The sequence below is a fragment of the Mucilaginibacter pankratovii genome, from assembly GCF_014773265.1.
In the GTDB taxonomy this organism is placed as follows: domain Bacteria; phylum Bacteroidota; class Bacteroidia; order Sphingobacteriales; family Sphingobacteriaceae; genus Mucilaginibacter; species Mucilaginibacter pankratovii.
Genome location: NZ_JACWMY010000006.1, coordinates 177,756 through 191,259, shown reverse-complemented (window position 1 = coordinate 191,259; position 13,504 = coordinate 177,756). Strand labels below are relative to the sequence as shown.

At 44.5% G+C, this 13,504-nt stretch carries 14 protein-coding genes; 4 read left to right on the top strand and 10 right to left on the bottom strand.

Annotated features, from left to right (window positions below):
• Positions 1 to 48: 48 nt before the first annotated feature.
• Positions 49 to 1,017: an NAD-dependent epimerase/dehydratase family protein gene (locus IDJ77_RS13480; RefSeq protein ID WP_191189486.1), complete on the top strand. Its 969-nt coding sequence runs from the start codon at positions 49 to 51 to the stop codon at positions 1,015 to 1,017.
• Positions 1,018 to 1,036: 19 nt separating this feature from the next.
• Entirely contained in the window at positions 1,037 to 1,621 is a 585-nt protein-coding gene (locus IDJ77_RS13475; RefSeq protein ID WP_191189485.1) for a hypothetical protein, read from the top strand.
• Positions 1,622 to 1,671: 50 nt separating this feature from the next.
• Here IDJ77_RS13475 and rlmD read toward each other — a convergent pair whose 3' ends face one another.
• The 4 genes from rlmD to creD all read right to left on the bottom strand — a co-directional run bounded on the left by rlmD (position 1,672) and on the right by creD (position 5,963).
• Positions 1,672 to 3,099, bottom strand: a complete 1,428-nt coding sequence (gene rlmD, locus IDJ77_RS13470) for a 23S rRNA (uracil(1939)-C(5))-methyltransferase RlmD (protein WP_191189484.1) — start codon at positions 3,097 to 3,099, stop codon at positions 1,672 to 1,674.
• Between the two features lie 60 nt (positions 3,100 to 3,159).
• Positions 3,160 to 3,567 (bottom strand): hypothetical protein, encoded by a 408-nt coding sequence (locus IDJ77_RS13465; RefSeq protein ID WP_191189483.1) that lies wholly within the window; start codon positions 3,565 to 3,567, stop codon positions 3,160 to 3,162.
• Between the two features lie 263 nt (positions 3,568 to 3,830).
• Positions 3,831 to 4,568 carry a ferritin-like domain-containing protein gene (locus IDJ77_RS13460; RefSeq protein WP_191189482.1) on the bottom strand — a complete coding sequence of 246 codons (738 nt, stop codon included), beginning with the start codon at positions 4,566 to 4,568 and terminating at the stop codon, positions 3,831 to 3,833.
• A 78-nt stretch (positions 4,569 to 4,646) separates the two neighbouring features.
• Positions 4,647 to 5,963: a cell envelope integrity protein CreD gene (gene creD / locus IDJ77_RS13455; protein ID WP_191189481.1), complete on the bottom strand. Its 1,317-nt coding sequence runs from the start codon at positions 5,961 to 5,963 to the stop codon at positions 4,647 to 4,649.
• Between the two features lie 211 nt (positions 5,964 to 6,174).
• Here creD and IDJ77_RS13450 point away from each other — a divergent pair, with 211 nt between their 5' ends.
• Entirely contained in the window at positions 6,175 to 6,780 is a 606-nt protein-coding gene (locus IDJ77_RS13450) for a hypothetical protein (RefSeq protein WP_191189480.1), read from the top strand.
• Here IDJ77_RS13450 and IDJ77_RS13445 read toward each other — a convergent pair.
• Genes IDJ77_RS13445 through kbl form a run of 6 tightly spaced genes read right to left on the bottom strand, consistent with a single transcriptional unit; the run spans position 6,777 to position 10,739 of the window.
• Positions 6,777 to 7,358 carry a TetR/AcrR family transcriptional regulator gene (locus IDJ77_RS13445; protein WP_191189479.1) on the bottom strand — a complete coding sequence of 194 codons (582 nt, stop codon included), beginning with the start codon at positions 7,356 to 7,358 and terminating at the stop codon, positions 6,777 to 6,779. The two genes, IDJ77_RS13450 and IDJ77_RS13445, sit on opposite strands and share 4 nt — an antisense overlap.
• A gap of 3 nt (positions 7,359 to 7,361) precedes the next feature.
• Positions 7,362 to 7,775, bottom strand: a complete 414-nt coding sequence (locus IDJ77_RS13440) for a Rieske (2Fe-2S) protein (protein WP_191189478.1) — start codon at positions 7,773 to 7,775, stop codon at positions 7,362 to 7,364.
• Complete coding sequence (pheS, locus tag IDJ77_RS13435) at positions 7,772 to 8,809, bottom strand: phenylalanine--tRNA ligase subunit alpha (protein ID WP_191189477.1); 1,038 nt, start codon at positions 8,807 to 8,809, stop codon at positions 7,772 to 7,774. Before pheS ends, IDJ77_RS13440 begins: the two co-directional genes overlap by 4 nt.
• Entirely contained in the window at positions 8,809 to 9,228 is a 420-nt protein-coding gene (locus IDJ77_RS13430) for a PIN domain-containing protein (RefSeq protein ID WP_191189476.1), read from the bottom strand. The genes pheS and IDJ77_RS13430 overlap by 1 nt, the downstream gene beginning before the upstream one ends.
• Positions 9,218 to 9,502, bottom strand: a complete 285-nt coding sequence (locus IDJ77_RS13425; RefSeq protein ID WP_191189475.1) for a DUF6364 family protein — start codon at positions 9,500 to 9,502, stop codon at positions 9,218 to 9,220. The genes IDJ77_RS13430 and IDJ77_RS13425 overlap by 11 nt, the downstream gene beginning before the upstream one ends.
• 46 nt (positions 9,503 to 9,548) lie before the next feature.
• On the bottom strand, positions 9,549 to 10,739 hold the full coding sequence (gene kbl, locus IDJ77_RS13420; RefSeq protein ID WP_191189474.1) for a glycine C-acetyltransferase: 1,191 nt from the start codon (positions 10,737 to 10,739) through the stop codon (positions 9,549 to 9,551).
• Positions 10,740 to 10,862: 123 nt separating this feature from the next.
• On the opposite strand from kbl, the gene IDJ77_RS13415 reads away from it, so the two are divergent.
• Complete coding sequence (locus tag IDJ77_RS13415) at positions 10,863 to 13,343, top strand: DUF5686 family protein (RefSeq protein ID WP_191189473.1); 2,481 nt, start codon at positions 10,863 to 10,865, stop codon at positions 13,341 to 13,343.
• The last annotated feature ends 161 nt before the right edge of the window (positions 13,344 to 13,504 follow it).

Below are 13,504 nucleotides of genomic sequence, written 5' to 3'. Positions count from 1 at the left end.
CTTTTGCATACATTTTCAAATTAGCACATTTTCAAATCTTCAAATTAAATGATTCTCGTAACCGGTGCAACAGGTTTTTTAGGGGCCGAACTGGCGAAGGAGCTTATCCTGCGCGGTAACAGTATCCGTTGCACTAAACGCGCTACTTCTACTATTCCCGAGATCCTGGTTCCCTACCCTGCCAAAATAGAATGGGTAGAGGCTGATCTAATGGATGCCTTTGCTTTAGAGGCTGCGCTGGATGGTGTAACCCAGGTTTACAATTGCGCCGCATGGGTATCGTTAAAAGCGGCAGATAAAGCGCCGATGATCCGTACCAACGTTACCGGCACCGGCTACCTGGTTGATCTCTGTACCGAAAAAGGCGTCCGCGTGGTGCATACCAGTTCGGTAGCCGCCGTGGGCGAAGCAAAACCCGGCGAGCTTATTACCGAGAACCATCACCTCGACCCAACCCTTGAACAGGACGGCTACGCCATATCAAAACTGGAAAGCGAGATGGAAGTGTGGCGCGGCATTGCCGAAGGGCTTGATGCGGTTATTGTAAACCCGTCTATCATCATTGGCCCAAGTGCGGGTATTGAAGGCAGCGGGCAGATCTTCGAGACCATACTCAAAGGCTTAAAGTTTTATACCAAAGGCACCATGGGTTTTGTAGATGTGCAGGACGTAGCCAAATGCATGATAGCCCTGATGGAAAGCGACATCAGCGGCGAGCGTTACATCATCAATGCCGAAAACCGGCCTTATCAGCAAATATTTACCGAGATAGCCGGCAAGCTTGGCGTACCTGCCCCGGCAAAACTGGCCCAACCCTGGATGATGGAACTCGCCTGGCGCGGCGCATCCCTTTGGGGCGGCCTAACCGGGAAGAGCCCCGCCATTGATAAAACCAGCGCCCGAGCCGCATCGGTAACCCGCGAGTTTGATAACAGCAAAATTAAAAAGGCGATAGGCTTTGAGTTTAAGCCGCTGAGCGAAACGATTGGGGAAGTTTGTAAGGCGTTAAAACAGTAAACAGCCAACTACGGTAGCTATGAGTATTTTCAGAATCTTCGACTTTTTTAGGCTCAATACTGATGCAGCAAAACAGGAAGCGGATACGGCTACCCTATGGGAGGACGATTATTTACAGGTGGAGATAATCCCTTCGGATAACCTTGCCTTCCTGCAACAACAACTCAAAATTTACAGCGCGTTTGGAGAAGCGCACAGGACAGAGGAAGGCTTTTATACTGATATAATGGCAAGGCAGAGCAACCCGGTGCCCACTACTGATAAAGAATTTCGTGCAGATACACTGGAAAACATTTTATCGGGCCATGGGATGCCAAAATACAGGCGCGTAGAATATGGTAACGATTATTTCTTTGAGCAAAAAGAGGTGAAAACAAAAGCTTATGGATTTAAAAGTTTCACCTTATTTTTTGATGTAAAAGGCGAGTTTATTGAAAACATTTGGATAAACATCAAACAGATCACCTCCCCTGCTCAATTAAAGATTATCACATCCACGTTGTACGATTTGGGAGAAAGTTACAATTTGTTACTGGTTGATTGGAATACCGATGAACTGATAGATTTAAAAGACAAACGCCAAATTAGCGCTTATCTCCGGTAACTACAACGGTCACGTCGACTAAATCGACGGCGATGCAGATACCGAACTCACTACCGCAACTTCAGCAATACCACATTCTCCACGTGCTGGGTATGCGGGAACATATCTACCGGTTGAATTTTTACGGTGTCGTATTTCTCCTTTAGCACCAGCAGGTCGCGGGCCTGGGTGGCGGCATTGCAGCTTACGTAAACAATTTTTGGCGCTTCAATTTCCATCAGGCGGGCAACTACATCGGCGTGCATGCCGGCGCGTGGCGGGTCGGTGATGATCACATCGGGTTTGCCATGCTCTGCCACAAAATCGGCTACCAGCACATCCTTCATATCGCCGGCAAAGAATTTGGTATTGGTGATACTGTTGATCTGCGAGTTCACTTTGGCATCCTCAATAGCGGTTGGTACATACTCCACGCCTACAACTTCGCGTACCTGGTCGGCAATAAAATTGGCAATGGTGCCTGCGCCGGTGTAAAGGTCATAAACCAGTTCATTGCCTTTAAACTGGGCAAAATCGCGGGTTATTTCGTAAAGTTTTAAAGCCTGTATGGAGTTGGTTTGATAGAACGATTTCGGACCCACTCTAAAACGGATCACTTTGCCATGCCCGTTTGCCATTTCCTCGTGGATGTATTCCGGGCCTTTCCAGCTCAGCACTTCCTGGTCGAAAATGGTATCGTTCATTTTGGTGTTGAGGATATACAGCAGCGAGGTTATCTGCGGGAAGTTTGCATCCACAAAACCCATCAGCTTGCTCACCTGCTCCTCATCCGCGTGGGCGAAAACCACGATCACCATAATTTCGCCGGTAGATGAGGTACGGATGATCAAGTTACGCAAAGCGCCGGTGTGCTGGCGCACATCGTAGTAACTGATGCCCAGCTCTTTGGCGTATTGGTTGATGCTGTTGCGCAGATCGTTTGATGGTTCGGCCTGCAGGTAGCAATGGTTAATATTTAATATCTTATCAAACCTGCCCGGGATATGGAAACCGAGGGCGTTCATATCCAGCGCTTCATCCTCGCGGTTCTCGCCATCGTACAGCCAGCGTTTGTTGGAGAAGGTGTATTCGAGTTTGTTGCGGTAGTAACGGTCGGCGGGGGATGGCACAATGGCGTCCATGTGCTCCACCTCTATCTTGGCAATACGGGTAAGGGCATCGTGTACGGCCTTTTGTTTGAATTTTAGCTGGGCATCATAAGTCATGTGCTGCCATTTGCAGCCACCGCAGGTACCAAAATGCTCGCAGAAAGCTTCTGTGCGGTATTCTGATGGCTGGATGAGGCGGGTGATCTTGCCTTCGCCAAAATTCTTTTTGCTGCGGTAAACCTCAATATCGGCAATATCGCCCGGGACGGCTTTTTCTATGAACAAAACAAAATCGTCGGCTTTGCCAACACCTTTGCCTTCTTCGGCTATATCAATTACCGTAACGTTCTCAAAAACTTTATTTACCCTTGGTTTACCAGATCTGCCCATAAGGATGCAAAGGTAAGGCTATTTCTGAAATCATAAATTCTTTTACTTGTTTACAATCAATTAAAAGAATATAGATTCCTTTAACTTTTTAAGGCTGTACGCCCTTTGCTCTGTGATCTTTTTTAAGTTCGGATCAGGAGTTTCACTTGCAGGAACTTTTTTTGAAATATATACTCTGTCGCCTTTGCACTTGGTGGTGATAAATTCGCCTTCGGTGTCATAAGTCCCCAGGAATTTTCTGAAGTTGGTAGAATCTGTAAGGTAAACCGAATTGAGGTCAGTGGCCATAAAACTTTGCAATACGAGATAATACTCCCGGTATAACTTCACCGGGCACCCCTTATCGCCATTGTAACGATTAACGCTGACTGTTAAAATATGATGCGTTCTGCTCCAGGGGCTGCAACTGCGGTAACCGCAGAATAATAGCAGCAAAACAACGACGGATACCAAGCAAAAATTTTTCATAACTATTTTCTAGCATTTGCTGAGCATATAAGCTGCTACCCCAAAACAAGAGTACGGAGTAACCTTGTTAAAAGCGTTCCCTACAAAAATATGCTCAACAACTTATCGATATAAACTTCGATGGTGATGTCTTCCATCTCGAATTGCTCATCAATAAGTTCCGAAAACTCCATTAATTCTTCACTCATGGCGGTAAATTTTACTATGCAAACATAGTATTATTATACCAAAAACCAAAACGGTATTTTGATTTTATTTCGGCTTCATTTCCACGATACGCTATTTTGCTGCTCTTCGGTTATCATTTTTATGGTTTTACGGTACTTATATATCATCTTCCGGGTGAAAGAATTAAAGGTATTGCCGCCTGCTTTAAATAAAGTGCGGTGTGCAAACCATACCAGGCAGGATGTTAAAAAGAAGAACGCCTTATAAACAAAGTTTCGCCAGGCTTTCGCGGTATCCGACTTACCCTCATAAATCATCGCCAGCCGCTCGGTTTGGAAGGTAATATGATAAGCCTCATCTATCAATATATCGGTGCAGATGGACTGTAAAAGTTCGCAATCTGTAGCATCTTTTAGTGCCTGGTAAAATATCTGCGCCGTGCTTTCTACCACAATAACAGCCACCGTCCATATTTCCATATTGGTATTGTAGTACCGCACTTTCCTAAACAGCGTATCGCCCCAATCTTTGCTAATACGCGTTTGCCCGATGCCGTCGATATACCGGCCAAGGTTATTGCCGTGTTTTTGCTCCTCCTTTATAAAAAGCTTAACAGCTTCCACATAGTCGGTGTCGCCTATTTTGTTGGCATACTTGGTGGAAGCGGCAATTAAATGTGCCCCTTCCGAGGTTTCGCCCAGTTGCCAGGCCTGCAGCGACGGCAGTATAATTTTCACCTCTTCAGCGGTTAACGATGGAAATAGGTTCCAGTCGATGCGTTTTTCGCGGGCATTTGCCTTGAAATGCCCTATCCAATAATTGCTTGTGTGCATGCTGATTTGGTTTAAAATCCGCCGCATGCATAATTACATGCGACGGATATATGTGGTGAACAGGTTTAGGTGAAAATTTTAATGGCTATCCCAATTGATCTTTCTGGAGAAATACATCAGCGCTGCTACAATAATAAACAGGGCGATACCACCAACTAACAATGAATATTCTTCCAATTGTATAATGATAAAAATGAAACCGTAAAACACCGTGAGGATAAAGGCAAATAATGCAGCGGCTGCCTTATTATTCAACAGCGACGCGGTAAAGAAGGATATGAGCCCAATAGTTGCCGTGGAGGATAGCAGGTAGGCGTAATTAAACCCTATTTGCTCGGCGAAGGACAGTAACAGGATGTAATATACGATCATGGCTGCGCCTATCAGCGTATAGTTGAACAGGTGAATGCGCTGCTTGCGAATCAGCTCGGTTAAAAACAGGGATACAAAAGTGAGCAGAATGATAAGCGTAGAATACTTATTGGTACGCATTACCTTGCGGTATTCATCAATGGGCAATTGCAGCTTTACGCCAAAAGTAGCTTCGGCAAGGGCTTTGGGGCTATTCAAAACACTATCGTCATTGAGCCATTGCTGCGGGAACGGCCTGTTATAATACAGCATATGCCATTTGGCGCTGGAACCACTGGCAGTGGTGTCGCGGGTATCGGGCAGGTAACGGCCATTGTACTTTGGCGTTTTCCAATCGCTGGTGTATTCAACTTCGGTAGTTTTGCCGATATGCAGAAAGTTGATATCATTGCTCCCCTTCAGATCAAGATCGTAACTAAAAGCAATGCTGCCTGTAGCGGGCAAAGTAAAGCCTACCTGCAACGATTTTTCGAAAGGATTTACCTCGCCTGATGTTGGTTCGGGAACGTAGCTTTGCCCCTGCACTTTTACAGATGGATTATTCTTAAGCCCTTTAAGATCGGAGATACTGAAGAGCAACCGCGCTTTATCATACATCACCAACGCCGGGTCGATGCCGAGCTTAACCAGGTTCGGCTGCGAAAAGCTCCCCTGCACCCCAACTTTAGAATTGTATACTGTAACATCAAAAACACCTTGCTTAAACAACTCCGTTTTAAGGTTTGCCTTTATCCTTACATCCTCGGGCAGTACATAAATGTAGCCTAAACTTTCCTTGCCTGCTGCCAGCTGTTTTTTATAGGGTAATATTAATACCGGCCCTTGTACCAGTTGGCTACCCGACCAGCGATCGGAAACCTGGTTGCCCATTTTTATCTGGCTTTCCTGCCGCTCATCTATTAGTCCCTGGATCCAGGACGATGGGATGAGTAATAAAAGGATCAAAAGCGTAATAACGCTTAGTTTCACCAGGATGGAATCCTGATACCATTTTTTGGGTTGTTGTGGGATTTGGTCTATCATGTTTTTAATTAAAAGTTCTTTGTATTTCAAAGTAAATATTTAAAAAATAACGCTGGATCTTTTGCCAGCGGTCATCTCGTCTCTATGTTTAATTATAAAGTACTTTGAATAACAAAGTAAATAAATTGAATTTATCATTCCAAATAATTCTGTTTAATTATTTTGTGAATGAAATGCTTACTACATTTACCTATCGAAACCTTATCAAAAGATGATTAAAAACTTCCTCAAAAAAATATTCAATCCCCAACCCAGAAAAGAAAACTATATAGTTGCGCAATTGAATGATAAAGTAATGCCCATTGACCGCGGCGAAGTGTACGAAGACCCGTTGGATAGCTTTTTAAAAATGAAATACTACGGAGAAGTAACCGGTGGCGGGACATTATTGAGCGAGACCAATGAAATTGAATATTGCGATGTAGAGATTAAAGTAGTCGACAGTAATTTCAATGATCAGAGTGTTAAAGAAATCATTGAAAAGTTGGAGGAATTGGGGGCGCCTAAAGGTTCGAAACTAATCATCGAGCAAACCGGCGAAAAGATAGAATTTGGAAAATTAGAAGGGTTGGCAATTTACCTTGATGGTATTAACCTTTCTGATGAAGTTTATAAAAATTCAGACTCCGAAGCGTTAGCCACCCAAATCAGGGAATTGACCGGCATAAAAAGCGACGTTGTCAGATACCACCAGGGTAATACAGAAACTGCCTTGTACTTTTATGGCACATCGTTTATTGCCATGAAAAACGCTATTGCTGATCTTGTAAATAACCATCCGGAATGCGAGAACGCGAGGATCGTTCAGATTGCCTAAACCAGTATTGCCGCCTTCACCAAATAAGGCAAGATCTCTTTTTGGAAGGATACAAAATTTTTGCGCACGTCGCTATCGCTTACCGAGGTAAAGGCGAAGCTGAATACGATGCTTTTGCTGCATTTAATTAAAAAACGCAGGCGCTGCTGGTAGGTTTCGTGCTTGCGGATGCCCTGCAATTGGGTAAACGACTGCACCAGCAATTCTTCCAGCTCGTTGCTCAAGTTCTTTAAAAAATCCTGGGAGTTGGTGCTTTCGCGGATAAAATCCCAGCCTATAAATTCGTTGCAAACGGTGTAAGAGAGGCGGCAGGTTTTCATGATGAGGTTATTGAGGTGTGCCTCTTCATCCAGTTCGGGTACGTTGGTGTTTATCAGTTCGTCTACACTCAACTTAATATAGTCCATCAGCAGCACGTGCAAAATGGCCTCTTTACTCTCAAAATACTTATAAATAGTGGCCTTGGCTATCTTGGCGCGCTTGGCTATTTCGTTTACACTTGTTTTATGGTAACCGAATTTGCGGAACAGATCCTGCGCTGCCCGCTTAATACTATCTTTAATTTTATCGGCTTCCATGTATCAGTTTGACACAAATATCTCAAAATTACTCACATTTACGGTATAAGCCCGCAGGGATTTTACCGCAGGTGCCTTTACGGGGCTACCGTCTGATAGCGAGAACTTTGCACCGCTGCATGGGTCGGTAGCGGTAAAGCCGGTTGCATCCGGGCTTACAGCGCATAGTTTTTCGGGCTGGTAGCTACTGCACCTGTCGTAACACGAGTATGTGCCATCTGCCTGGCGATAAAGCAACAGCCCGGCCACGCCGTAACCGGATATAACTACCGAACCGCCGGCACTATTAAGCGCCGCCAAACGCGGATCGGTTTTGGATGCCCTGAAATTTACCGGCACACTTGGCACTACACCTTCAATTTTGCCGCAGCCCATAAAAGTTAATGCGGCAAAAATGATGATAAGTGTATTCCTCATATGATCTCTGATTGAAACTGCTTTAAGAAACGGACGTCGTTCTCAGAGAATAAACGCAGATCGCGGATCACATATTTTAGGTTGGCAATTCTTTCCATACCCATGCCAAAGGCAAAGCCGGTGTATTTTTTGCTATCGATACCGCAATTTTCCAAAACGTTAGGGTCAACCATACCGCAGCCCAATATCTCTACCCAACCGCTGTATTTACACATGTTACAGCCCGAACCACCACAAATGGTACAAGAGATATCCATCTCTGCCGATGGCTCCGTAAATGGAAAATACGACGGGCGGAACCTCACTTTGGTGCCTTCGCCGTAAAGCTCCTGCACAAAGTGATAAAGCGTTTGTTTCAGATCGGAGAAGGAAACGTTCTCATCCACATACAAGCCCTCCACCTGGTGGAAAAAGCAATGCGCACGGGCAGAGATAGCCTCGTTGCGGTAAACACGGCCGGGCATAATAGCGCGGAAAGGCGGTTTGCCGTTCTCCATCATACGCACCTGTACCGATGAGGTATGGGTACGCAAAGCAATATCTCCCTGCTCTTTATCGCCCTTGCGGATAAAGAAAGTGTCCTGCATATCGCGCGCGGGATGTTCCTCCGGGAAGTTTAGTGCCGAGAAGTTATGCCAGTCGTCTTCGATCTCCGGCCCCTCGGCTACTACGAACCCAAGACGTTTGAATATATCGATGATCTCGTTACGCACCAGCGAAAGCGGATGGCGCGAGCCTATCTCTAAGCCATCACCCGGCAGCGTCAGGTCGATATCAGATTTGGTATCTACCGTAGCAGAGCCAAGCGATTCTTTGATCTCTTCGTAACGTGCTTCGGTTAGCTGTTTAAACTGGTTCAAAACTTTACCGAAAGTGCGTTTCTCATCGGCACTAACGGTTTTAAATTGTTCAAACAGGTCTTTAATAATCCCTTTTGTACCTAAAAATTTTATACGGAATGCTTCCAGTTCTTCGGCCTTAGCGGCAGTAAACGCTTTTATCTCGTCGGTATATTGATCTATTTTTGATTGCATTATAGTATTGTTCTTAAAAATTGTTCGGCAGTTAATACCGGGATGGTGGATTGCTTGTAATCTTTTATGTTACGGGTGATGATAATGTCGCAGTTGTGTTTAATCGCGATATGATTTTGAATGGCATCTTCAAAATCCGCAAACGGGCTCGATAATGCCCAATCAACCGAATCGCCTTCAAAGGGTAAAATATTTATCAAACTCCTCAGCGTACGTAAGCTTTCCTTTGCTGCCTGGGCTCCATTTTTCTTTGATAAAATGTAGTTCATATTGGCAAAAACTAATGCAGATGTCCGTAATTCCAGTTTACGCTTTTCACTCTCGTGCAATAGCAATTGAGTATAACCAAAAAAGGGAGTTCTTAATAACACCAGATCAAGTAGCACATCACTATCTACGTATAAATATCTATAAGCCATACCTATCTTTTAGGTATTCATATTTCATGTCCTTGTAGTCCATGTCGTCAGGATATTTGCCTTTTAAAACACCCGTTAGGGCTTTAATATCATCAGATAGTTCGATATTCTTTAACCTTTCAAGCAAAGGATCTTCTTTCTTATCTTTTTCCACAATCTCATCAAAAAAATCCTGAACCAATTTAGAAACGCTTGTATGCTTTTCCTTTGCATATTTTTTTATAGCTGGCAAAGAGGCTGACTTAACGCTCAAAGTTAATTTTATGCTTTCCATAATAAATTGATTATACGTACAAATATAAAAAACTTATACGTAACATTTATTTTATCACCGCTAATTCCTTACCTACCTTGGTAAAGGCAGCAATGGCTTTATCCAGATGTTCCCTATCATGTGCGGCAGAGATCTGTACGCGGATCCTTGCTTTGCCTTGCGGCACTACCGGGTAGTAAAAGCCTATCACATAAATACCTTCTTCCAGCATTTTGGCGGCAAATTCCTGTGCAAGCTTGGCATCATAAAGCATCACAGGTACTATCGGGTGTACGCCGGGTTTAATATCGAACCCTGCCGCAGTCATTTTCTCGCGGAAGTATTGGGTGTTGGTTTCCAGTTTATCGCGCAGGTCGGTGGTTTCGCTCAGCATATCCAGTACCGCTATAGATGCCCCTGTAATGGCCGGCGCAAGTGTATTGCTGAATAAATACGGGCGCGAACGCTGGCGCAACATATCGATGATCTCTTTACGGCCGGATGTAAAACCACCCGATGCACCGCCAAGCGCTTTACCTAAGGTACCGGTGATGATATCTATCTTGCCCATTACATTGTGATGCTCGTGCGTACCGCGGCCGGTTTTGCCCATAAAGCCGCTGCAATGGCTCTCGTCTATCATTACCAATGCATTGTACTGCTCTGCCAACGCGCAAATTTTATCTAATTGGGCTATGGTGCCATCCATAGAGAATGCGCCATCAGTAACAATAATGCGGTGGCGGAGGCTTTGTGTTGCTTTGAGTTTTTCTTCCAGGTCGGCCATATCATCGTGTTTGTAGCGCTGGCGCTGTGCCTTACACAAACGCACGCCATCGATGATGGAGGCGTGGTTCAACTCGTCGGATATAATGGCATCCTGCTCGTTAAACAGCGGCTCGAATACGCCACCATTGGCATCAAAAGCTGCCGCGTAAAGAATGGTGTCTTCGGTGCCTAAAAAATCGGCTATCTTCTGCTCAAGCTCTTTATGTATATCCTGCGTACCGCAAATAAATCTAACGGACGACAAGCCATAACCGTGCGTATCCATTGCAGCCTTGGCCGCATCTATCACTTTTTGGTTGCCCGATAAGCCCAGATAATTATTGGCACAAAAGTTTATCACCTCTTTACCGCCCTGCACAGTAATATCTGCCCCCTGTGGCGAAGTAATTATTCTCTCCCGTTTATATAGCCCCGCTTCTTCAATACCGGCAAGTTCCTGCTGTAAAACCGGCTGCAATGTTTTATACATAATATAGCTGTTAAGGCTGCAAAATTAAACATTACCGCCAAATGAACACTTACCTGCAACATTTTTAATATATTACAGCAGTAAACAAACATTTTGGCCTGAAAATTATTATTTGTAAAACCTATGAAAAGATATTTACCCCTTCTTGTTTTTTTACTTACAGCCGTTAGTGCTTCGGCACAGCAATATATTTTATCAGGTAAAATTACCGGGCAACAAAATGAGCCGGTGCCCTTTGCTTCCGTGTATATCCGCAGTTCTACATACGGCACTACGGCCAACGAAGAGGGCATTTACCACTTTAAGCTAAGCCCGGGCACTTACAATGTTGTTTACCGTTTGGCGGGCTACACCGTTCAGTCAGAAACCGTTACCGTTACCGATCATGATGAAGTGCACAACATTCAATTAGCACCCGAAGAATTCAAATTTAGCCAGGTATCCGACAAATGGAGGCGCAACCTGGACCCCGGTGATACTATTATGCGCATGGTGCTTCAAAAGCGCGAAGCACATTTAAACGAATTGAAAGGCTATTCTTGTGCGATATATATCAAAGGTGTACAAAAGCTTTTAAGCACCCCAAAATCGTTACGCAGCAAAGCAGTTACCCGCGCGCTCGACCTCGATTCGCTGGGCCGCGGTATCCTTTATCAATCCGAATCGTTATCAAGCTTTAACTATCAATCGCCGGATAAAATAAAAGAAATAACCATAGCTTCCAGGAATGCGGGTATTAACACCGCATTTGGATACAATAAAGCATCCGATCTGCAGGTTAATTTTTATAATAATGTTTTCACTGTACCCGGGCTAAGTACCCGCGGTTATGTATCGCCGGTAGCATCAAACGCATTTACCTTCTATCGCTATCAGCTTGTAGGCAGCACCATACAAAACGGGCAAACGATATATAAGATACAGGTAATCCCTAAACGCGAGTACGGCCAATATTTTACCGGCAGCATTTATATTGTGGAAGGCGACTGGCGTATCTACAGTGTCGACCTGATGCTTAAAGGGAGATCCAATTCGCTAAACCTGGTTGATACCCTGCAGGTGCGGCAACAATATATCCCTATTACTGATAGTGTATGGATGCCGGTTTCGGTATTGTTCAATTTCAAAGGCTCTGTATTGGGTTTTAAATTTGGCGGATACTACCAGGGTATTTATAACAATTATAAGTTAAACCCCAATTTCCCCGACAAGTATTTTACCGGTGAGATCCTCAAAATTGATACAGCTGCCAATATTAAAACTCCAAATTACTGGGCAGCAAATCGTCCTGTCCCCCTAACGCCGCTGGAAATACGCGATTACGAGAAAAAAGACAGCGTTGCCGCCTACCATAAAACGGAGGCATACCTGGATACCCTTCAGCATACCAAAAATGGCATCAATTATCCCGGTTACTTGATATTTGGCTATAGCGCCAGCGACCGCACCGAACGCGACTCGCTTTATATTTTCCCTTTCCTCCAAACGTTTTACTACAATACGGTAGAAGGTTTTGGTATAAACGCCAAGGTACGCTACACCCGCACTATAGATGATTTCCATTCGCTGGCTATAACACCCGCCCTGCGGTATGGCTTTTCCAATAAATTATTCAGCGCGAATATACTTACCGAATACAAAAACGATCCTTTCCACAACGCAAAATTCTGGGTGAATTTTGGCAGCGACGTGCTGGATCTGAACAACGTAGGTACCCGCTCGCTTTACTTTAATACCCTGAGTACCATCTTGAGCGAAAATAACTACGTAAAATATTACCGCTCCCAATTTGGTGCTTTTGGTTATCAACGCGAGGTTGCCAATGGCGTATTATGGAGCGCAAACCTGAGCTACTCGGGCCGCCGCCAGCTTTATAATACCAATTTAGGGCATTTGGTTGATGTGAAAGACAAGGAGTTCACCTCCAATAACCCATTGGCCCCGGCAGGCACACCGCCGGACGACCGGTCCTTTTTGTTCCCAACACACCAGGCGTTATCTTTTACTACAGCTGCTACCTTTACGTTCGATCAGCAATACATTACACGCCCAACAGGTAAGTTCAACCTGCCATCTAAATACCCAACGCTTACCGTTACCTACCGCAGGGGCTTTGAGGGTGTGCTGGGCTCTGATGTAAATTATGATTTTGCATCCGCAGATATTTCGCAATACAATATGCGTATAGGCCTGTCTGGTTATTCGTCATTTAAATTGACTGCCGGCGGTTACATTAACAACAAGAAACTATACTATATGGATTACTACCACTATTTAGGTAACCAGGGTACCACTTTCGATCCTACCTACATCGGTAGCTTCCACTTCCTGCCTTTTTATACGTATAGCACCAACGGCGGCTTTTTAGAAGCCCATTACCAGCATAATTTCGCAGGTTCTTTACTAAATAAAGTGCCTTACCTGCGCCGCCTGAAACTGGAAGAAGTAATAGGCGCCAACTTTTTAACCACCAAGGGCAACCCTAACTACCGGGAATTTTACGTAGGTGTGCAGCGCCTCATCTTCCGGGTTGATTATGGTATCTCCTACGCCGGCAACAAAAAGTACCTGCAAGGCTTCAGGATCTTTTACGGGATACGATAAGTGTAAATTTTTTTCAGGACGATACAGGGTGTCCCACTTGCAAATGTGGGACACCCTGTTTTTACATATAGTTAACTATCAGTATTTTACATAGAATTAGTGAAACACTTTGGGATACCCCCGTTGTTTAAATAACTACCACAAACTATTGTAAACTAAAT